At 74.8% G+C, this 19,700-nt stretch carries 18 protein-coding genes; 14 read left to right on the top strand and 4 right to left on the bottom strand.

Annotation, left to right across the window (positions count from 1 at the left end):
- Positions 1 to 12: 12 nt before the first annotated feature.
- Positions 13 to 1,791: a DHA2 family efflux MFS transporter permease subunit gene (locus IG69_RS0114095; RefSeq protein ID WP_084696813.1), complete on the bottom strand. Its 1,779-nt coding sequence runs from the start codon at positions 1,789 to 1,791 to the stop codon at positions 13 to 15.
- A gap of 74 nt (positions 1,792 to 1,865) precedes the next feature.
- On the opposite strand from IG69_RS0114095, the gene IG69_RS0114090 reads away from it, so the two are divergent.
- The 8 genes from IG69_RS0114090 to IG69_RS0114055 all read left to right on the top strand — a co-directional run bounded on the left by IG69_RS0114090 (position 1,866) and on the right by IG69_RS0114055 (position 9,226).
- Complete coding sequence (locus tag IG69_RS0114090) at positions 1,866 to 2,987, top strand: GuaB3 family IMP dehydrogenase-related protein (RefSeq protein ID WP_030528810.1); 1,122 nt, start codon at positions 1,866 to 1,868, stop codon at positions 2,985 to 2,987.
- 171 nt (positions 2,988 to 3,158) lie between these two features.
- Positions 3,159 to 3,653: a hypothetical protein gene (locus tag IG69_RS0114085; RefSeq protein WP_157577596.1), complete on the top strand. Its 495-nt coding sequence runs from the start codon at positions 3,159 to 3,161 to the stop codon at positions 3,651 to 3,653.
- 53 nt (positions 3,654 to 3,706) lie between these two features.
- Positions 3,707 to 4,327 carry a DUF305 domain-containing protein gene (locus tag IG69_RS0114080; protein WP_030528808.1) on the top strand — a complete coding sequence of 207 codons (621 nt, stop codon included), beginning with the start codon at positions 3,707 to 3,709 and terminating at the stop codon, positions 4,325 to 4,327.
- 120 nt (positions 4,328 to 4,447) lie between these two features.
- Positions 4,448 to 6,028, top strand: coding sequence for a succinic semialdehyde dehydrogenase (locus IG69_RS0114075; protein WP_030528807.1), 1,581 nt, complete (start codon positions 4,448 to 4,450; stop codon positions 6,026 to 6,028).
- A complete protein-coding gene (locus IG69_RS0114070; protein ID WP_051750581.1) occupies positions 6,025 to 7,776 on the top strand; it encodes a GMC family oxidoreductase in 1,752 nt (583 codons plus the stop codon). The genes IG69_RS0114075 and IG69_RS0114070 overlap by 4 nt, the downstream gene beginning before the upstream one ends.
- Positions 7,777 to 7,889: 113 nt before the next feature.
- Positions 7,890 to 8,087 (top strand): hypothetical protein, encoded by a 198-nt coding sequence (locus IG69_RS0114065; protein ID WP_030528805.1) that lies wholly within the window; start codon positions 7,890 to 7,892, stop codon positions 8,085 to 8,087.
- Between the two features lie 53 nt (positions 8,088 to 8,140).
- Positions 8,141 to 8,443, top strand: coding sequence for a DUF1905 domain-containing protein (locus tag IG69_RS0114060; protein ID WP_342666167.1), 303 nt, complete (start codon positions 8,141 to 8,143; stop codon positions 8,441 to 8,443).
- Between the two features lie 78 nt (positions 8,444 to 8,521).
- Positions 8,522 to 9,226 carry a DedA family protein gene (locus IG69_RS0114055; protein WP_211251015.1) on the top strand — a complete coding sequence of 235 codons (705 nt, stop codon included), beginning with the start codon at positions 8,522 to 8,524 and terminating at the stop codon, positions 9,224 to 9,226.
- A gap of 10 nt (positions 9,227 to 9,236) precedes the next feature.
- Here IG69_RS0114055 and IG69_RS0114050 read toward each other — a convergent pair whose 3' ends face one another.
- Genes IG69_RS0114050 through IG69_RS0114040 form a run of 3 tightly spaced genes read right to left on the bottom strand, consistent with a single transcriptional unit; the run spans position 9,237 to position 13,327 of the window.
- Complete coding sequence (locus IG69_RS0114050) at positions 9,237 to 11,012, bottom strand: ABC transporter ATP-binding protein (protein ID WP_030528802.1); 1,776 nt, start codon at positions 11,010 to 11,012, stop codon at positions 9,237 to 9,239.
- Positions 11,012 to 12,745, bottom strand: a complete 1,734-nt coding sequence (locus IG69_RS0114045; protein WP_084696838.1) for an ABC transporter transmembrane domain-containing protein — start codon at positions 12,743 to 12,745, stop codon at positions 11,012 to 11,014. Before IG69_RS0114045 ends, IG69_RS0114050 begins: the two co-directional genes overlap by 1 nt.
- A 51-nt stretch (positions 12,746 to 12,796) precedes the next feature.
- A complete protein-coding gene (locus IG69_RS0114040; protein ID WP_245616158.1) occupies positions 12,797 to 13,327 on the bottom strand; it encodes an MOSC domain-containing protein in 531 nt (176 codons plus the stop codon).
- 233 nt (positions 13,328 to 13,560) lie between these two features.
- Here IG69_RS0114040 and IG69_RS0114035 point away from each other — a divergent pair, with 233 nt between their 5' ends.
- The 6 genes from IG69_RS0114035 (at position 13,561) to IG69_RS0114010 (ending at position 19,592) form a co-directional block, all read left to right on the top strand.
- Positions 13,561 to 14,322: an SURF1 family protein gene (locus IG69_RS0114035; protein ID WP_036830192.1), complete on the top strand. Its 762-nt coding sequence runs from the start codon at positions 13,561 to 13,563 to the stop codon at positions 14,320 to 14,322.
- Positions 14,309 to 14,689 carry a DUF3817 domain-containing protein gene (locus IG69_RS0114030; protein WP_425414813.1) on the top strand — a complete coding sequence of 127 codons (381 nt, stop codon included), beginning with the start codon at positions 14,309 to 14,311 and terminating at the stop codon, positions 14,687 to 14,689. Before IG69_RS0114035 ends, IG69_RS0114030 begins: the two co-directional genes overlap by 14 nt.
- Positions 14,690 to 14,756: 67 nt before the next feature.
- On the top strand, positions 14,757 to 16,346 hold the full coding sequence (gene guaA / locus IG69_RS0114025) for a glutamine-hydrolyzing GMP synthase (RefSeq protein ID WP_084696836.1): 1,590 nt from the start codon (positions 14,757 to 14,759) through the stop codon (positions 16,344 to 16,346).
- 88 nt (positions 16,347 to 16,434) lie between these two features.
- Complete coding sequence (locus IG69_RS0114020) at positions 16,435 to 17,361, top strand: alpha/beta hydrolase (protein WP_030528796.1); 927 nt, start codon at positions 16,435 to 16,437, stop codon at positions 17,359 to 17,361.
- A gap of 171 nt (positions 17,362 to 17,532) precedes the next feature.
- The gene (locus IG69_RS0114015; protein ID WP_030528795.1) at positions 17,533 to 18,831 is read left to right on the top strand and encodes a Mur ligase family protein; all 1,299 of its coding nucleotides are present in this window, start codon (positions 17,533 to 17,535) and stop codon (positions 18,829 to 18,831) included.
- On the top strand, positions 18,828 to 19,592 hold the full coding sequence (locus IG69_RS0114010) for a type 1 glutamine amidotransferase (RefSeq protein ID WP_036830189.1): 765 nt from the start codon (positions 18,828 to 18,830) through the stop codon (positions 19,590 to 19,592). The genes IG69_RS0114015 and IG69_RS0114010 overlap by 4 nt, the downstream gene beginning before the upstream one ends.
- Positions 19,593 to 19,700: the final 108 nt, after the last annotated feature.

Here is a 19,700-nt window from a genome sequence, read left to right as displayed (position 1 = left end):
GGGCGGGGTGCGTCAGTGGATGACGACCGGGGGCGCCACCTCGTCGGCGTCCGCGCCCTCGAGGAGGTGCGACTCCTCGTGCTTGCGCGGCAGGAACGCGGCCGAGACGAGCGTCAGGGTGACGAAGCCGGCGGCGAACCAGAAGGTGTGCGCGTACGCGTCGGCCGCGACCTCCGCCACCCGCGCCCCGAGGGCCGCGACGGCGGCCTGCGGGTCGCCGGCCTGCTGCTGGAGGAACTGCCCGACGAGCGGGACCTGCGCGAGGACGCCCTGGGCGGCCTCGGGACCCTTGGTCTGGAGGGTCTCGAGGTAGAGCCCGCCCTGGCCGACGAGCGGCCGGTCCTTGAAGGCGTTGGTGAGGATGACCGAGAAGATCGCGACGCCGATCGAGCTGGCGACCTGCTGCGTGATGTTGAGCAGCGTCGTGCCGCGGGCGACCTCGTGGTGGTTGAGCGTCTTGAGCGCCGAGGTCATGATCGGCATCATCGTGCCGCCCATCCCGAGGCCCATGACGAAGAGGATCGGGATGATGAAGCCCCAGTGCGAGGAGTCGGCCTCGATCTGGGTCAGCGCGAACATGCCGCCGGTGATGAGCAGCAGCCCGAACGGCACGATCCGACCGACCGGGAAGCGGTCGACGAGGGCGCCGGCGACGGGCATCGTCAGCATCGCGCCGAGACCCTGCGGGGCGAGGATCCAGCCCGCCGAGAGCGGCGTCTCGCCCTGCACCTGCTGGAGGAACTGGGGGATGAGGAGCAGCCCGCCGAAGAACGCCGCCGCGAAGATGAACATCGTGATGATGGCGACCGTGAGGTTGCGGTTGCGGAACAGCCGCAGGTCGAGCAGCGGGTGCTGCGGCCGGAAGCTGTAGAGCACGAACGCGACGATGAGGACGACACCGACGAGGCCGGGGACGATGACCTTGGCGTGGCCGACGCCGCCCTGCTCCGGGATCGAGGAGACGCCGTAGAGGAAGAGCGCGAGGCCGGGCGACATCATGAGCACGCCGCGCCAGTCGAGGGACTCGGACGGGTGCGGGCGGTCGGCCGGGAGCGCGAAGAAGGCGTACCCGAGGGCGAGCAGGCCGATCGGCAGGTTGATGAGGAAGATCCAGTGCCAGCTGAAGTGGTCGATCAGCCAGCCGCCGAGGATCGGGCCGAAGATCGGGCCGAGCAGCATCGGGATGCCGAGGACGGCCATGAGCCGGCCCATCCGCTTCGGGCCGGCGGCGCGGGTCATGATCGTCATGCCGAGCGGCATGAGCATGCCGCCGCCGAGGCCCTGGAGCACACGGAAGGCGACGAGCATCTCGATGCTCGTCGCGGCGGCGCACAGGACTGAGCCGGCGGTGAACAGCGCGACGGCCGTCATGTAGAGGCGCTTGGTGCCGAAGCGGTCGGCGGCCCATCCCGAGAGGGGGATGACCGTGGCGAGCGCGAGGGTGTAGCCGGTGACGGTCCACGCGACGGTGGAGTAGTCGAGCGGCACGCCGTCGACCGCGAAGTCCTGCTGCAGCGTGCGCAGCGCGACGTTGACGACGGTGATGTCGAGGATGGACATGATCGCCCCGAGGACGACGACGCCCGCGATCTTGAGGACCGCGGCGTCGATCTTCTCGGGGTACTCCGGGGGCGCCGCGGGGGCGGGTGCTGCTGTTGACACGTGGGCTCCATGTCGGGTCGAGAGGCGGGTGGCCGCGCCGGGCGGCGAGAGGTCGCCGAACCCGCACGGGCGGGTGGCGACGGTGCCGTGGACCAGTGTGACGCAGCCCACCGACAGGCGGGTAACCATTTCCGGAGCCCCCGTCTTCCCGGCCACGGGGGAGCGGGCCGAACGGCCGATGCGGACGTCGGTAGGCTGCGCGGGTGACCGAGATCGAGATCGGCCGTGGCAAGCGCGGTCGCCGGGCGTACTCCTTCGACGACATCGCCATCGTGCCCTCGCGGCGCACGCGCGACCCCCAGGAGGTGTCCACCGGCTGGCAGATCGACGCGTACCACTTCGACCTGCCGGTCATCGCGGCGCCGATGGACTCGGTGATGTCGCCCGAGTCGGCCATCGCGTTCGGTCAGCACGGCGGCCTGCCGGTGCTCGACCTCGAGGGCCTGTGGACCCGCTACGAGGACCCGGCGCCGCTGCTGGCCGAGATCGCGACCCTCGACCCGGCACTCGCGACGCAGCGGATGCAGGAGATCTACCGCGCCGAGATCCAGCCCGAGCTCGTCACCGAGCGGCTGCGCGAGATCCGCGCCGCGGGCGTCACCGTCGCCGGCGCCCTGACCCCGCAGCGCACGCAGCAGCTGTGGAAGACCGTCGTCGACGCCGGGGTCGACCTCTTCGTCATCCGCGGCACGACGGTCTCGGCCGAGCACGTCTCCGGGCGCGCCGAGCCGCTCAACCTCAAGCGCTTCATCTACGAGCTCGACGTGCCGGTCATCGTCGGCGGCGCGGCCTCGTACTCCGCGGCCCTGCACCTCATGCGCACCGGCGCGGCCGGCGTCCTCGTCGGCTTCGGCGGCGGCGCGGCGCACACGACTCGCGTGACGCTCGGCATCCACGCCCCGATGGCCTCCGCGATCGCCGACGTCGCGGCCGCCCGCCGCGACTACCTCGACGAGTCCGGCGGCCGCTACGTGCACGTCATCGCCGACGGCGGGGTCGGCACGAGCGGCGACATCGTCAAGGCCGTCGCCTGCGGCGCCGACGCCGTGATGCTCGGGGCCGCCCTGGCGCGCGCCACCGACGCCCCCGGCCGCGGATTCCACTGGGGTGCCGAGGCGCACCACCCCGAGCTGCCGCGCGGCCACCGCGTGCACGTCGGTGCCGTCGCGCCGCTCGAGGAGGTCCTCTTCGGCCCGAGCCGCGTCGCGGACGGCACGACCAACCTCGTCGGGGCGCTGCGTCGGGCGATGGCGACGTCGGGCTACCTCGAGCTCAAGGAGTTCCAGCGCGTCGAGGTCGTCGTCGCGCCGTACCAGCGCAGCTGACGCGCGCCCGCTCGGTCCGGGCCCGGCCACAGCGCGATCCGGTCCCATCCGTCACGCGCGTATCGGGTGACCCGATACGGCCGCGCTGCACCCGGGAACCGTTCCCCGGGAAGGCGCGCGGTTCTCGGGTGAGGCCCGCCGGTGGAGCCTGAGCGGGTACCCTCGGGGGGTATGAGGACCGTCCCGCCCGTGGCCGGTCCTCGGCGTGCCCTCCGCGCGGCGCTGCTCCTGCCGTTGCTGGCCGGGGTTTTCGCGATGCACGTGCTCCTGCTCTGCTCCGACGGCGGGGCCGACCACGCCGGGCACGACGGCGCACCGATGGCGGGGATGCCCTCAATGCCCTCGACCTCGCTGATGTCGACGATGCCGGTGACGCCGGTGACCAACGCGGCCGCCGAGCACGTCCCCGGAGCGGCGACGACCGACGCCGTCGCGACGGCCGCGGCCGTGCTCGCGAGCGACGTGGCGGACGCCGACGCCGGCTCCCTCCTCGGGATGTGCCTCGCCGTCGTCACCGCCGGGCTCGTGCTGGCCCTCCTCGGCCGCCGCTCGACCCCCGCGACCCGTCCACGGACCCGTCGCCGCCTCCACCCCCTGGGGCGCCGGGCGGCCCGTGCCCCTCCACCCGCCCCGCTCCGTCACCTCCTCTGCGTCTCGCGGACCTAGGCCGACCCCGGCCTCCCGTCCCGCAGATCCCCGCAGAGAAGAGGTAGTCCCCCATGTCCACCACCACGCGCAGTCGCGCCCTCACCGCCGCGGGCGCCGTGCTCGCGCTCGCCCTCGCCGGCTGCTCCGGCGACCACGACGCCACCGCCGGCAGCCCGATGCACCAGGGGTCGATGCACCCCACGAGCGGCACCACCTCGATGGCCGACCCCTCCGCCGACCACGACCAGGCCGACGTGATGTTCTCGATGATGATGGTCCCGCACCACGAGCAGGCCCTCGAGATGGCCGAGCTCGTCCCCTCCCGCTCCGACGACCCCGCCCTGCGCGACCTCGCGCAGCGCATCGAGCAGGAGCAGCAGCCCGAGATCGACCGGATGCGCGGCTGGCTCTACTCCTGGGGCGCCGGCTCCGCCTCCGGCATGGGCTCGATGGGCCACTCGATGACCGGGATGATGTCCGAGAGCGACATGGCCGAGCTCGCGTCGCTGAAGGGCGCGGCGTTCGACCGGCGCTGGCTGACGATGATGGTCGAGCACCACGAGGGCGCCATCGAGATGGCTCAGGACGTCCTGCGCTCGGGCCGCCACACCGGCACCCGCGACCTCGCCGGCGCCGTCATCGAGACCCAGCAGCGCGAGATCGACGAGATGACGGCCATGCTCGCGTCCTGACCGCCGTCCGGCCCGTCTCCCCGGGGTCGCACCCCCGGGGAGAGGGCGCCCGCGGCGCCCCTGACCGGGTGCTTCGCCGGAGCAGGTGACGGCGGCGCGGCCGGTGGTTACCCTGCGGTAATGCCCGACGTCATCGTGGACCCGGAGACCGACCCCCGCGCCACCTACGCGGTCGACCCGGCGCGGGTGCGCGCCCTCACCGCGCGCGTCGTCGCCTCGGGGGAGCCGCTGACGACGCACACCCCGATGACCGGCGCGCCGCTCGCGACGCTGCCGACCTCGACCGCCGCCGACGTCACCGTCGCCGTGGCCCGGGCACGCGCCGCGCAGCGCCGCTGGGCCGGCGTGCCGCTCGCGCAGCGCTCCCGGCTTCTCCTCGCCCTGCACGACCTCGTGCTCGAACGACGCACCGAGCTGCTCGACCTCGTGCAGCTCGAGTCCGGCAAGGCGCGCAGCCACGCCTTCGAGGAGGTCGCCGACGTCGCGATCGTCTGCCGGCACTACGCGCGCCGCGGCCCCGGCCACCTCGCACCGCAGCGTCACCTCGGCGTCTTCCCGCTGCTGACCCGGAGTACGGAGCACCACCGGGCCAAGGGCGTCGTCGGCATCGTCTCGCCGTGGAACTACCCGCTGAGCCTCGCGGTGACCGACGCCCTGCCGGCGCTGCTCGCCGGCAACGCCGTCGTCCTGCGGCCCGACCCGCAGGGCACGCTCACGGCGCTCGCCGCCGTCGCCCTCATGGTCGAGGCCGGCTTCCCCGACGACCTCGTCCAGGTCGTCCTCGGCCCCGGCGAGACCGGCCGCGCCGTCGTGGCCCAGACCGACTACGTCTGCTTCACCGGCTCGACGGCCACCGGCCGCGAGGTCGCCGCCGCGGCCGGTCGCCGCCTCGTGGGCGCGAGCCTCGAGCTCGGCGGCAAGAACGCCGTCTACGTCGCCGACGACGCCGACCTGCGCCGCGCCGTGCCCGGCGTGCTGCGCGCCTGCTTCGCCTCCGCCGGCCAGCTGTGCGTCAGCGCCGAGCGGCTCCTCGTCCACGAGGCCGTCGCCGACGAGTTCGTCGGCCGCTTCCTCGAGGCCGTCGCGGGCCTGCGGCTCTCGACCGCCCTCGACTGGGACGCCGACATGGGCAGCCTCGTCGGGCCGGCGCAGCTCGAGCGCGTGCTCGGGCACGTCGACGACGCCGTCGCCAAGGGCGCCACGGTGCTCGCCGGCGGCCGGCCACGCCCCGAGATCGGGCCGTACGTCGTCGAGCCCACGGTCCTCGCCGGCGTGACCTCCGCGATGGCCTGCCGCGACGAGGAGACCTTCGGGCCGGTCGTCTCGCTCTACCGGGTCGCCGACGACGACGCCGCCGTCGCCCTGGCCAACGACACCGAGTACGGCCTCAACGCCTCGGTCTGGACGCGTGACGTGCGCCGCGGCCGCGCGCTCGCCGCGCGCATCCAGGCCGGCACGGTCAACGTCAACGAGGGCTACGCCGCGGCGTGGGGGAGCATCGGCTCGCCGATGGGCGGGATGAAGGCCTCCGGGCTCGGCCGCCGGCACGGGCGCGAGGGCATCCTCAAGTACACGGAGGCGCAGAACGTCACCGTCCAGGGGCTCGTCAACGTCGCGGACCTCCCGGGGCTGCGCGGCGCCCGCTACGCCTCCGCCCTGACCGGGGCGCTCCGGGCGATGCGCGCGGCGAGGCTGCCGTGAGCACGTCCGAGGGTGCGGAGCCGGGCGCGGAGCCGGACGTCGACGTCGTCGTCATCGGGTCGGGGTTCGGCGGCTCGGTCGCCGCGCTGCGGGCCGCCGAAAAGGGGTACCGGGTGCTCGTGCTCGAGGCCGGCCGGCGCTTCGAGGACGAGGACTTCGCCCGCACCTCCTGGGACCTGCGCCGCTTCCTCTGGGCGCCGCGCCTGGGCTGCTACGGCGTCCAGCGCATCCACCGGCTGCCCGACGTCGTCGTCCTCGCCGGGGCCGGGGTCGGCGGCGGGTCGCTCAACTACGCGAACACCCTCTACCGCCCACCGTCGGCGTTCTACCGCGACCCGCAGTGGCGCGACCTCGCCGACTGGGAGGCCGAGCTCGCGCCGCACTACGACACCGCGAGCCGGATGCTGGGCGTCGTCACCAACCGCTGCGACGGCCCCGTAGAGCGGGCGATGCGCGGCGCCGCCGAGGACCTCGGCGTCGCGGACACGTTCCGGCACACCCCGGTCGGCGTCTACTTCGGCAAGCCCGGCGAGACGGTCGACGATCCCTTCTTCGGCGGTGCGGGCCCGCGCCGCACCGGATGCACCGAGTGCGGCAACTGCATGGTCGGCTGCCGGGTCGGCGCGAAGAACACGTTGGTGAAGAACTACCTCGCGCTCGCCGAGCGGCTCGGGGTCGAGATCCGGCCGATGCGCACCGTCACGCGCCTCGGGCCGGTGCCGGGCTCCGACGCCGGCGACGGCGAGCCCCTGTACCGCGTCCTCCACGAGCGCACCGGACCGCTGGCCGGCCGCGACCGGCAGGTCGTCACGGCCCGGCGCGTCGTCGTCGCCGCGGGGACGTGGGGCACGCAGACTCTGCTGCACGCCATGCGCGACGAGGGCGAGCTGCCCTCCCTCTCACCGCGACTCGGCCACCTGACGCGCACCAACTCCGAGGCGCTCGTCGGCGCGATGACGCAGCACGCGCCCCGCGACGTCGACCTGACCCGCGGCGTCGCCATCACGACGAGCTTCCACGTCGACGCCGACACGCACGTCGAGAACTGCCGCTACGGCGTCGGCTCCAACGCGATGGGCCTCCTCGCGACCCTCGCCGTCCCCGGCGGCACGGGCCGCCCGCGCTGGCGTGAGTTCGTGCGGATGGTCGCGCGCGACCCGCGCCCGCTCCTCCGGATGCAGCCGACGGCGCGGCGGTGGAGCGAGCGGATGGTCGTCGGCCTCGTCATGCAGAGCCGCGACAACTCGATCCGTGTCTCGCTGCGCCGGCGGCTCGGGCGCCGGGTCCTCACCTCGCAGCAGGGGCACGGCGAGCCGAACCCAGCCTACATCCCGCAGGGGCACCGGGCGATGGAGGCGCTGGCCGGCCGGATTGCCTCCGCGACAGGGGAGTACACGGTGGCCGGCGGCTCGTGGCCCGAGGTCCTCGACGTCCCGATGACCGCGCACTTCCTCGGCGGCGTCCCCATCGGCGGCTCGCCGGAGACCGGGGTGCTCGACCGGCACCAGCGCGTCTGGGGCCATCCCGGCGTCTCGGTGCTCGACGGCTCGGCGGTCTCGGCGAACCTCGGGGTCAACCCGTCCCTGACCATCACCGCGCAGGCCGAGCTCGCGATGTCCGCGTGGCCGGCGGCGGGGGAGCCGGACCGTCGTCCGAGCCAGGTCGAGCTGCTCGCCGACGCCGCCGTCAAGGCGCCGCGCCGCGGCCGTTCCGCCACCGTCGGGGCACCCGTTCGGGTGGCGGGCTGACCGAACGGCCGGTCCCCACGGCTGATCGTCCGTCCTGCGGGCGCACGGCGCGCGCCCGCCCGCTGCCCGGCCCTACCGTGGCGGGACCCAGCCGTCCGTCCTCGGAGGTCGTCGTGTTCCAGCCCCCGCACCACCGGGCCACCCCCGGTGCGTACGGCGAGCGCCGTTGCGTCGGCCCGCTCGGAGCGCGCCTCGTCGCCGCCATCGCCGCGACGAGCGCCGTGTCGGTCCTGCTCCTCGCCACGCCCGCGGGTGCGGGGGACCTGCCGACCGCCGGCCCGTCGGTGGTCCACGAGGCACCCTCGCGCTGAGGCCGGGCTCCGGCCACGCCCCGTCGTCGGTGGGCCGCGCCATGATGGCCGTCGTGGTGGACGAGCGGACCTGGTCCTTCGAGGCGACGCTGTGGCGGTGGCGCGACGGCTCGTGGCACTTCGTCACGGTGCCGGCGCAGGTCAGCGACGAGGTCGACGAGGCGGTCGGCGACGCGACCGGCGGCTTCGGGTCGGTCCGGGTGCGCGTGCGGGTCGGTCGCACCACCTGGCTGACGAGCCTCTTCCCCTCGGCCGAGCAGGCCGCCTACGTCCTGCCCGTCAAGAAGGCCGTCCGGGCCGCCGAAGGGCTGGCCGAGGGCGGTGCCGTCCGGGTCGTGCTGACCCTCGCCGGCTGACGGCCGCCACCGTCCGCCACCGACCGGAGCGCGTCGCGGCGTCCGACGGGGCCGTCGACCTCCCGTAGCGTTGTCCCCGTGGAGAGCATCACCGGTCCGGTCGTCGACATCATCGGGTCCGTCGGCGAGGTCGGGGTCGGCGGGCTCATCGCCCTCGAGACGATCCTGCCGCCCATCCCGTCGGAGGTGATCCTGCCGTTCGCCGGGTTCGCCGCGGCCGACGGCCGGCTCAACGCGCCGCTGGCCTGGGTGTGCGCGACGATCGGCTCGCTCCTCGGCGCCGCGGTCCTCTACTGGGTCGGCTACGCCCTCAGCTACGAGCGGCTCTACCAGCTGGCCGGCAAGCGCTGGTTCCTCCTCTTCGGGCAGAAGGACCTCGACCGCGGCTTCCGGTTCTTCGACAAGCACGGCTCGGTCGTCGTCCTCGTCGGCCGGTTCATCCCGTTCATCCGGTCCGTCGTGTCGGTCCCCGCCGGGATGGACCAGATGCCCCTGCCGCGCTTCCTCGCCCTCACCGCGCTGGGCAGCGGCATCTGGAACGCCGCCTTCATCGCTCTCGGCTTCCGCCTCCAGGAGAACTACGACGTCGTCGAGCAGTACGTCTCGCCGGTGAGCCGCGGCGTCGTCGCCGTCCTCCTGCTCGTGCTCGTCTGGCTCGTCGTGCGCCGGGTGCGCCAGCGGCGGGCCGTCGAGGCGGGCGAGGAGCCCGCGCACTTCCACCCGCGCTACCAGCCGCGGACCGACGACGACGAGGCGCCGGAGCCCGCGTCCGCCCGCGACTGAGCCGCCGCGCTCAGCCCTCGTCGCGCCAGGAGCGCCACAGGGCCGCGTAGTCGCCGTCGGCCGCCACGAGCTCGTCGTGCGTGCCGAGCTCGCGGACCCGTCCGTCGTCGACGACCGCCACCCGGTCGGCGTCGTGCGCCGTGTGCAGCCGGTGGGCGATGGCGACGACGGTCCGGCCGGTGAGCACCGCGCCGAGCGAGCGCTCGAGGTGGCGCGCCGCGCGCGGGTCGAGCAGCGAGGTCGCCTCGTCGAGGACGAGCGTGTGCGGGTCGGCGAGGACCAGCCGGGCGAGGGCCACCTGCTGGGCCTGCGTCTCGGTCAGCGGGTGCCCGCCGGAGCCGACACGGGTCGCGAGCCCCTCGGGGAGGGCCTGCGCCCAGTCGAGGGCGTCGACGGCGGCGAGCGCGGCGCGCAGCTCGGCGTCGTCCGCCGCCGGCCGGGGCAGGCGCAGGTTCTCGGCCAGCGTCCCGACGAACACGTGGTGCTCCTGCGTGACGAGGGCGACCTCGCCGCGCAGGGCGTCGAGCTCGAGGTCGACGAGGGGCACGCCGCCGACCGTGATGCGCCCGGTGCGCGGGCCGTCGACGCCCGCGAGAAGCCGCCCGAGCGTCGACTTGCCGGCGCCGGACGGGCCGACGACGGCCAGCCGCTCCCCGGGGCGCAGGTCGAGCGAGACGCCGTGGAGGACGTCCTGCCCCTCGCGGTAGGCGTACCGGACGTGCTCGACCGACAGGTCCTCGCCGTCCGGGGTCGCGCCGGTGGCGACCCGGTCGGCCGGGACCTCGCCGACGCCGAGGATGCGCGACATCGACGTCGCGGCGAACTGGATCTCGTCGAGCAGCTCGATGAGCTCGCCGAGCGGGTCGAGCAGCCGCTGGACGTAGAGGACGACCGCGGTCGCGGTGGCGACCGGGACGACGCCCTCCCACGCGAGCCAGCCACCCCAGAGCAGCGCGCCGGCGACGGGCGCGAAGAAGCCGACCTCGAGCCACGGGAACCAGCGCAGGCGCAGCCCGATCGTGTAGCGCTCGGCATCGTGCGCCTCGGCGAGCGCCTCGTCGAAGCGCGCCCCGCGCTCGGCCTGGAGCCCGAGGGCGTCGACCGTCGCGGCGCCCTCGACGGTCTCGGCCGCGACGCCGTTGAGGCGCGCGTACGAGGCGTGCTCCCAGAGGTAGCCGGGCCCCGCGAGGCGCAGGTAGCGGCGGGTCGGGAGGAACCACACCAGGGGCGTCAGCAGCAGCGGCAGGGCCGCCAGCGGTGACGCCACGACGGTCGCCACGCCGGTCACGAGCACCGTCGTCACCGACACGACCATCGTCGGCACGCCGAAGCGGATGACGTAGCTGATGGCGTCGACGTCGTTCGTCGTGCGGGCGAGCAGGTCGCCGGTGCCGGCCCGCTCGACGGTCGAGAGGGGCAGGCGCACCGCCGAGGCGACGAAGTCCTCGCGCAGCCGGGCGAAGACCTGCTCGGAGAGGACGAACGAGCTGCGCCGCGCCACCCACGTCGTCGCGGTCTGGGCGACCAGGGCGGCGGCGAGCAGGCCGACGAGCACGTCGATGCTGTCGATGCTCGCCCGACCGGTCGTCACGAGCCCGACGACCTGACCGACGACCCAGGGCGCTGCGAGGCCGACGACGGCGGCCATCAGGTGCCAGAGCAGCACGAGGCCGAGCGCCCCCCGGTGCTCGCGCAGGAGGACGCGCACGTGGGCGCGCACGACCGGCCCGGCCGCGATGGGCAGGGTCCGGCGCGCGTGGTCGGTGTTCCCGCGCAGGGGCGACATCAGTCCTCCTCGCCGCGGACGACGACCGACCGGTAGGCCGGGCACTCCCGCGAGAGCTGTCGGTGGGTGCCGGTCGCGACGACCTCGCCGTCCTCGACGAGGTGGACGACGTCGGCCCGGTCGAGCAGGAGCGGGCTGGCGGTGACGACGACGGTCGTGCGGCCGGCGCGGTGCGCCGCGAGCCGCTCGGCGATGCGGGCCTCGGTGTGCGCGTCGACCGCGCTCGTCGGCTCGACGAGGACGAGCACCTCCGGGTCGCGCAGGAGGGCGCGGGCCAGGGCCAGGCGCTGGCGCTGCCCGCCGGAGAGCGAGCGTCCCCGCTCCTCGAGCTCGCCGTCGAGGCCGCCCTCGACGGCCGCGAGGGCGTCCGCCGCGTCGGCGACGTCGAGCGCCACCCGGCGGGCGTCGTCGTCCGGGCCGCCGAGGGCCTCGCGCAGGGGACCGCTGAAGAGGCGGGGGTCGGGCTGCGAGACGAGCACGAGCCGGCGCACGTCGGCCACGGCGAGGTCGTCCAGGGCCGTGGCCCCCCACGTGACGCCGTGCCGGCCCGCGACGGTCCGCCCGAGCCGGGCCGCGACGGCGGCGGTGTCTTCGGGACGGGCGGCGACAAGGGCCGTCAGGCGACCGGGCTCGACGACGACGCCCGAGGCGGGGTCGACGAGCGGGCCGGCCGGAACCGTTGCGCCGGAGGCCGGCCCGGCCGGCCCGGCCGGTCCGACCGGGTGGTCGGGCTCGACGGCGAGGATGCGCGAGATGCGTCGTGCGGCCACGCGCGTCGTGATGAGCTTGTCGGCCATCTCGACGGCGGTCTGCAGCGGGATGGTGAGGAAGGCGGTGTAGCCGTAGTAGGCGACGAGCTGCCCGGCGCTGATCCGGCCGTCGACGGCGAGGTGCGCGCCGACCCCGGTGACGACGAGGACGAAGATGCCGGGCAGCAGGACCTGGGCGGCGTCGAGGGTCGCCTGGGTGCCGGCGACCCGGACACCGGCCCGGCGCACGGTCTGCGACTGGCTCCGGTAGCGCTCGAGGAAGGTGTCCTCGCCGCCGATGCCGCGCAGCACCCGCAGCCCGGAGACGGTGTCGGCGCCGAGCGCGGTGAGCCGGCCGGCCTCCTCGCGCTGGGCGGTCTGGCGGCGCTGGAGCGGCTTCATGACGAACGCGAGCGACGCGACGAGCAGCGGGCCCCCGACGAGCATGATGAGCCCGAGCAGGACGGAGCCGCGCAGGAGGATGACCGCGACGACGACGAACGACACGACGGCCCCCATGAAGCGCGCGAAGACGTCGAAGCTGTGGCCCATCCGGCCGAAGTCGCTCGTGAAGCTGGCCAGCACCTCGCCGGCGGGCATCCGGCGGGTCAGCGCCGGTCCGGCGCGGCGGACGGCGAGGTCGGCGACGGTGCCCGCCCGGAAGGCGGCGGTCAGCCAGTTGCGGACCGCGAAGAGGTGGCGCCCGTTGCCGGCCGCGGCGGAGACGAGGCCGAGGCCGACGACCGCGAGCGACCAGAGGACGAGGGCTCGGCCGTCGCGCGCGACGATGCCGTCGTCGACGGCGCGGCCGACGGCGGCCGGCACGAGCGCGACGGAGAGCATCCACGGGATGCCGAAGCAAGCGCCCGCGACGAGGGTGCGCCACTGGCGGCGTGCGAGCCAGACGAGGAGGCGGTCGGCGCCGGTGGGCGGCAGGTCGTCGGGTCGCACGCCGTACGACCAGGGGGAGGGGTGCGTCGGCATGGTGCTCTCCACGCTAGAGGCCGGGTCGACGCTCGGGCCAACGGTTTTCGGTCAGGGCAGGCGGTGTGCGCGCGGGGGAGCCGCGGCGGCGCGCGAGCGGGCGGCGCGCTCGGCCGCCTCGGCGGGGTCGAAGGGCAGCTCCTCGTAGGCGTCGCCGACGCCGATGCGTCCGCCCTCGACCACCCGGAAGACCGTGCCGGCGCGGTCGTGCAGGGCGGCCGCGGCGCCGGGGGCCACCTCGTCGTCGAGGATGCGGCAGGGCGCCGCGACGCGGACGACCTCGAGCAGCGTCCCGCCGAGGCGGGCGCGGGCGCCCGGGACGGAGACGACGCGCCCGCCCGAGACGGTGACGTTGCGCCGGGTGCCCGCGGGCGGGACCGGCGAGCCGAGGCGCTCGGCGGCCTCGGCGAGCTGGTCGGCGGACTGCACGGTCACGTGGCGGTGGCGGGAGCCGTGGTAGCGGTCGCCGACGAGGCCGGCGCCCGCCTCGGCCTCCACGGCGTCGAGGGCGCGCATCGGCAGGCGGCGCCCCGGGGCGACGTGCAGGGCGGTGACGACGCGGGCGTCCGGGCTGCTGCTCACACGTGCCCCAACACCCCCTCGCGCCTCGACATTTCGGGGTCACCCCGAAATGTCCACGAGACCCCGGCTCGGTTCCGGGGTCTCGCGGACGAACCGGGGTCCCGGGCCGCCGGCGCACCACCATCGGCCGTCGGCCACCGGCGCACCACCATCGGCCGTCGGCCGTCGGCCGCCGATGCACCGTCCCCGGCCGGCGGGCCGGGCGTCCAGCCGGCTCACGTACCCTCGGGAGCGTGCTGCGAACGGCCCTGACCCCGAGGTTCCTCGGGCTGCTCGGGCTCGTCCTCGTCGTGGGCGTCGTCTTCGTCCAGCTCGGCCGCTGGCAGCTCGGGGTGGCCGAGGGCAACGCCCAGCGCGAGGCCGTCGAGGAGGCCCGCGCCGCGAAGCCGGTCGCCCTCACCGAGGTGCTGGGCCCGCACGAGCCCTTCCCCGGCGAGCTGTCGTCGCGGCCGGTCACGGTCAGCGGCCGCTACCTCGACGGGCAGGTCCTCGTCCCCGACCGCCGGCTCGACGGCCGCGCCGGGTCCTGGGTCGTCACCCCGTTCCTCGTCGATGCGACCGGCGGCACCCTGCCGGTGCTCCGCGGCTTCGTCACCGACCCCGCGCAGGCCGGCGCCCCGCCCACCGGGACCCTGACCCTCGAGGGCGGCCTCGCCCCCTCCGAGTCCCCGACGGACGCCGTGACCCCCGGCCCCGGCGAGATCGCCTCGGTCGACACCTCGGTGCTCGTCAACACCTGGTCGGGCGACCTCTACAACGCCTTCGTCTTCCTCTCCGCCGAGCGCCCGGCCACCGGCCCGCAGCTGACCAAGGTCCCGACCCCGCTCGCGCCGACGGGCGTCACCTGGCGCAACGCCGCCTACGCCGTCCAGTGGTGGGTCTTCGCCGCGTTCGCGCTCTGGCTGTGGTGGCGGATGGTGCGCGAGGCGCACGAGCGGACCGCTGCACCCGCCATCGCGACGACGGGTGACAATGGAGCCCGTGAGCACTCCTGAGGCCGGCCGCGCCGGCACCGCGATCGCCCCCGAGGACGTCGACGCCGTCCGCCCCCGCCTCACCTTCTTCAAGGTCATGGCCTTCATCGTCGGCATCGGGCTGCTCGTGCTCGTCGTCGAGATGGTCCTGTCCTACGGCTTCCAGATGAGGGGCCAGGACAACCCGCTGTACTGGTGGCCGCAGCCGCACGGCTTCATCTACATGGTCTACCTCGTCGCGACCGCGCTGCTCGGCTTCAAGGTCGGGTGGCCGCTCGGGAAGATGGTCCTCGTCATGCTCGCCGGCTGCGTGCCGTTCCTCTCCTTCTGGGTGGAGCGCAAGGTCGCCGGCGAGGTCGAGGCGAGCCTCGCCGCCGCGCGCCGATAGCCTTGACGCCGTGAGCGACGCCCCGGAGCTGCCCGCCGACCCCTCGCCCGTCGACCCCTCCCACGCCGTGGTCGAGGGAGGTGAGCCCATCCACCTCGCCGACCGGCCCGTCCTCGTCGTCGACTTCGGCGCGCAGTACGCGCAGCTGATCGCCCGGCGCGTGCGCGAGGCCAGCTGCTTCAGCGAGGTCGTGCCCAGCTCGATGCCGGCCGACGAGATGCTCGCGAAGCAGCCGTCGGCGATCATCCTCTCCGGTGGTCCGTCGTCGGTGTACGAGGAGGGCGCCCCCCGCCTCGACCCGGCCGTGCTCGAGGCCGGTGTCCCCGTCTTCGGGATGTGCTACGGCTTCCAGGCGATGGCCCTCGCCCTTGGCGGCAGCGTGGCCCGCACGGGCCTGTCGGAGTTCGGCGCCACGCCCGCGACGATCACCGACACAAGCTCGACGCTCTTCAACGGCCAGCCGTCCGACCAGTCGGTGTGGATGAGCCACGGCGACTCCGTCGAGGAGCCCCCGGCCGGGATGCGCGTCACGGCCACCACGGCCGGCGCCCCCGTCGCCGGCTTCGAGGACGACGAGCGCCGGCTCTACGGCGTCCAGTGGCACCCCGAGGTCATGCACTCGACCTTCGGGCAGCGCGTGCTCGAGAACTTCCTCAGCAAGGGCGCCGGCCTCTCGGGCTCGTGGACGGCGGCCAACGTCGTCGAGGAGCTCGTCGGCGCCGTGCGCGAGCAGATCGGCGACAAGCGGGCCATCTGCGGCCTCTCCGGCGGGGTCGACTCGTCGGTGGCCGCGGCGCTCGTCCAGCGCGCCGTCGGCGACCAGCTGACGTGCGTCTTCGTCGACCACGGCCTGCTGCGCGCCGGCGAGGCCGAGCAGGTCCAGCAGGACTTCGTCGCCGCGACCGGGGTCGACCTCGTCACCGTCGACGCCTCCGAGCAGTTCCTCTCCGCGCTCGCCGGGGTCAGCGACCCCGAGGAGAAGCGCAAGATCATCGGGCGCGAGTTCATCCGCGTCTTCGAGCAGGCCGCGCGCGACATCGTCGGCTCGCACGAGGGCGAGCACCCGGTCGAGTTCCTCGTCCAGGGCACGCTCTACCCGGACGTCGTCGAGTCCGGCGGCGGCACCGGCACGGCGAACATCAAGAGCCACCACAACGTCGGCGGCCTGCCGGACGACCTCCAGTTCAGCCTCGTCGAGCCGCTGCGGCTGCTCTTCAAGGACGAGGTGCGCCAGGTCGGACTCGAGCTCGGCGTGCCCGAGGGCATCGTCTGGCGCCAGCCGTTCCCGGGCCCCGGCCTCGGCATCCGCATCGTCGGCGAGGTGACGCGCGAGCGCCTGGACATCCTGCGCGCCGCCGACCAGGTCGCCCGTGAGGAGCTCTCGGCCGCCGGCCTCGACCGCGAGATCTGGCAGTGCCCGGTCGTGCTGCTCGCCGACGTCCGCTCGGTCGGCGTCCAGGGCGACGGCCGCACCTACGGGCACCCGGTCGTCCTGCGCCCGGTGTCGTCCGAGGACGCGATGACCGCCGACTGGACCCGCATCCCCTACGACGTGCTCGCGAAGATCTCGACGCGCATCACGAACGAGGTGCGCGAGGTCAACCGGGTCGTCCTCGACGTCACGAGCAAGCCGCCGGGCACCATCGAGTGGGAGTGACCCGCGGGACGCGCTCCCCGAGCGGGGCGCGGCGTGGCAGGCTGGGCGGCAGTACCCGCCGGTAACCCACCCCCGAGGACGGTCATCCATGGAGAGCTCGACGACGAGCGTCACCGCCACCGACGGCACGGCCGTCTTCGTCCACCGCTGGCTGCCGGACGGTGACGCGCGCGGCGTCGTCGTCGTGGCGCACGGGATGGCCGAGCACTCCGCCCGGTACGCCCGCCTGGCCGAGGCGCTGACCGCCGCCGGCTACGCCGTCCACGCCCCCGACCACCGCGGGCACGGGCGCACCGCGTCGGCCGCCGACCACGGCTACTTCGCCGACCGTGAGGGCTGGGGGGCCGTCGTCGCCGACCTGCGCGCGGTCATCGCCGACGCCCGCGCCGAGCACGCCGGCCTGCCGGTCTTCCTCCTCGGGCACTCGATGGGCTCCTTCCTCAGCCGCGCGCTCGTCGTCGAGGACTCCAGCGGGCTCGCGGGGCTCGTCCTGTCCGGGACCGCCGGCGACCCCGGCCTGCTCGGCAAGGTGGGGGCGGCGGTGGCCGCCGGCGAGGCCCGGCTGCGCGGCCGACGGCACCAGAGCGCGCTGATGGACAAGCTGACCTTCGGCCAGTACAACGCCGCCTTCAAGCCCACCCGGACCGACTTCGACTGGCTCTCGCGCGACCCCGACGAGGTCGACGCCTACGTCGCGGACCCGCTGTGCGGCAACACCTTCACCTCCGGGTTCTTCGTCGACCTGCTCGGTGGGCTGGCCGGCATCAACGACCCGAAGAAGGTCGCGCGGGTGCGCCGCGACCTGCCGGTGCTCCTGGTCAGCGGCGACGCCGACCCGGTCGGCGACGGCGGCAAGGGCCCGCGGGCCGTCGCGCAGCAGTACCGCGAGGCCGGGCTGACCGACGTCACCTGCACGCTGTACCCCGGCGCCCGGCACGAGCTGTTCAACGAGACCAACCGCGACGAGGTCACCGAGGACGTCGTCCGCTGGCTCGACGCGCACCTGCCCGGCTGACCGGCCGGCGCCATCCGGGCGGGGCGTCGGCCCGAGACCCCGGTTCGTCCACGAGACCCCGGTTCCGAACCGGGGTCTCGTGGACATTTCGGGGTGACCCCGAAATGTCGATGCGCCGGGGGCCGGGGTCGGATGCGAGCCGGGGCGGCGTCTCTGGCTAGGGTTGGCCGCGTGTTGAGAACGGCCGCCGCCGTCGTCGCGGGCAAGACCGCACGAGCCATCGCCCGACGCCGGGGCGGGGGGTCGGCCTTCCCCGGGCTCGTCGCCGAGCGGATCGACCCGGGCATCCTGCGGCACGCGCTCGCCGACGTCCGCGGCGGCATCGTCGTCGTCAGCGGCACCAACGGCAAGACGACGACGACGAAGATGCTCGTCGCGCTCCTGCGGGCCCACGGCCGCAGCGTCTTCACGAACCCGACCGGCTCGAACTTCACCCGCGGCGTGCTGTCCGAGATGCTGCCGCAGCTGCCGGTCAGCGGTCGCCTGCGCAGCGACCTCGCCGTTGTCGAGCTCGACGAGGCGCACGCGATGCGCTTCATCGCCGAGGTCCCGCCGACCCACTCGCTCCTGCTCAACGTCGCGCGCGACCAGCTCGACCGGTTCGCCGAGATCGACCACACCGCCGACCTCCTCGCGCGGCTCGGCGCCGCGAGCACCGAGGGCGTCGTCGCCAACGCCGACGACCCGTTCATCTCCCGCGCGGCCGGCGCCGTCGACGTGCCCGTGCGCTGGTTCGGGCTCGACGCGTCCATCGCCGACCGGCTGCCGGAGCTGACCGAGCACGACGCCCGCTTCGACGACGAGCCGACGACGTACGAGCCCGGCCCCGGCGACGCCCGCCTGCGCCCCCGCGACGAGCGCGCCTTCGACGTCGTGTTCGACGACGTCGTCGTCGGCCCGGTCACCCTCCAGCAGCGGGGCCTGGCGGCGATGATCAACGCCACCGCGGCCACGACGACGGCCCGCCTGCTGCTCGGCGACGCCTTCGACGCCGCCACCGCCGCCGAGGCGCTCGCGGCCGTGCGCCCGCCGTTCGGGCGCGGCGAGGTCGTCATGGTCGACGGCCAGCCGCTCGAGCTCGTCCTCGTCAAGAACCCGGCCGGCTTCGGCGTCGCCCTCAGCACGTACGGCACGACGCCGGTCGCGACGATGGTCGCCATCAACGACAACGACGCCGACGGCCGCGACGTCTCGTGGCTCTACGACGTCAGCTTCGCGAGCCTGCGCGAGCGCGGCGTCGCCCTGACGAGCGGGGTGCGCGCCTACGACATGGCGCTGCGCCTGCACTACGACGACGTCCACACCGACCGGGTCGTCCCCGACCTCGACGAGGCCCTCGACGCCCTGCTCGCGGCCCACCCGGACGAGCCCAAGCGCATCTTCTGCACCTACACGGCGATGATGGCGCTGCGGCGCACCCTCGCCGCCCGCCACGGCCTCGACCGCTTCGGGGAGGAGACGCCCGCATGAGCACGACCGAGCGCTACGAGCCGGCCGGGACGAGCAAGGGGACGATCACCCTCGTCCACCTCTACCCGCGCGAGATGAGCATCTACGGCGACCGCGGCAACACGCACGCGCTCGCCGGGCGGATCCGCCGGCACGGGTACACCGCCGAGGTCGTCCTCCACGACCCGGGCAGCGACTTCCGGCGCGACGCGCACCTCTTCACCGGTGGCGGCGGCCAGGACTCCGGCCAGGCCCGCGTCGAGGCCGACCTCGCGGCGATCGGCCCGACCCTGAAGTCGCTGGCCGAGGACGGCGTCCCGATGCTCATGATCTGCGGGATGTACCAGCTCTTCGGCAACAGCTTCCACACCGTCGGCGGCCAGGTCCTGCCCGGGCTCGGCATCCTCGACGTGACGACCCGCGGCAACGACAAGCGGATGATCGGGCCGGTCTGCCTCGAGACCGAGCTCGGCCGGGTCGTCGGCTACGAGAACCACTCCGGCTCGACCGTGCTCGGCAGCGGGCAGGAGCCGTTCGGGCGGGTGCTCGCCGGCCACGGCAACAACGGCGAGGACGGCACCGAGGGCGCGCGCCGGCTCAACGTCATCGGCAGCTACCTGCACGGCCCGCTGCTGCCCGCGAACCCGATGGTCTCCGACGCGCTCATCGCCGTCGCCGCCGAGCGCGCGACCGGGCGCCCCTTCGAGCCGGCCGAGCTCGACGACCCCCTCGCCACGCAGGCCCGCGAGCGTCAGGTGCGCCGCCTCGTCGGCACCCGCTGACCCACCCCCGCACCCCATCGCGCGCTACACCGCAGTAGGTGCTGCGCCGGCGACACGTACTGCGGAGTAGCCGGCGCCGGGACGGGGTGGGGAGGGTGCGTGACGGGC

It is taken from the genome of Phycicoccus jejuensis (genome assembly GCF_000720925.1).
Lineage (GTDB): Bacteria > Actinomycetota > Actinomycetes > Actinomycetales > Dermatophilaceae > Phycicoccus > Phycicoccus jejuensis.
Note: the sequence above shows the minus strand (reverse complement) of the source record. Positions and strands in the feature narration are given on the sequence as shown.

What these genes read in the sequence shown, in the direction of transcription:
- IG69_RS0114095 (WP_084696813.1), bottom strand. Translation starts at nt 1,791, where the DNA reads ATGGTTACCCGCCTGTCGGTGGGCTGCGTCACACTGGTCCACGGCACC.
- IG69_RS0114085 (WP_157577596.1), top strand. Translation starts at nt 3,159, where the DNA reads ATGAGGACCGTCCCGCCCGTGGCCGGTCCTCGGCGTGCCCTCCGCGCG.
- IG69_RS0114080 (WP_030528808.1), top strand. Translation starts at nt 3,707, where the DNA reads ATGTCCACCACCACGCGCAGTCGCGCCCTCACCGCCGCGGGCGCCGTG.
- IG69_RS0114075 (WP_030528807.1), top strand. Translation starts at nt 4,448, where the DNA reads ATGCCCGACGTCATCGTGGACCCGGAGACCGACCCCCGCGCCACCTAC.
- IG69_RS0114050 (WP_030528802.1), bottom strand. Translation starts at nt 11,012, where the DNA reads ATGTCGCCCCTGCGCGGGAACACCGACCACGCGCGCCGGACCCTGCCC.
- IG69_RS0114045 (WP_084696838.1), bottom strand. Translation starts at nt 12,745, where the DNA reads ATGCCGACGCACCCCTCCCCCTGGTCGTACGGCGTGCGACCCGACGAC.
- IG69_RS0114020 (WP_030528796.1), top strand. Translation starts at nt 16,435, where the DNA reads ATGGAGAGCTCGACGACGAGCGTCACCGCCACCGACGGCACGGCCGTC.
- IG69_RS0114010 (WP_036830189.1), top strand. Translation starts at nt 18,828, where the DNA reads ATGAGCACGACCGAGCGCTACGAGCCGGCCGGGACGAGCAAGGGGACG.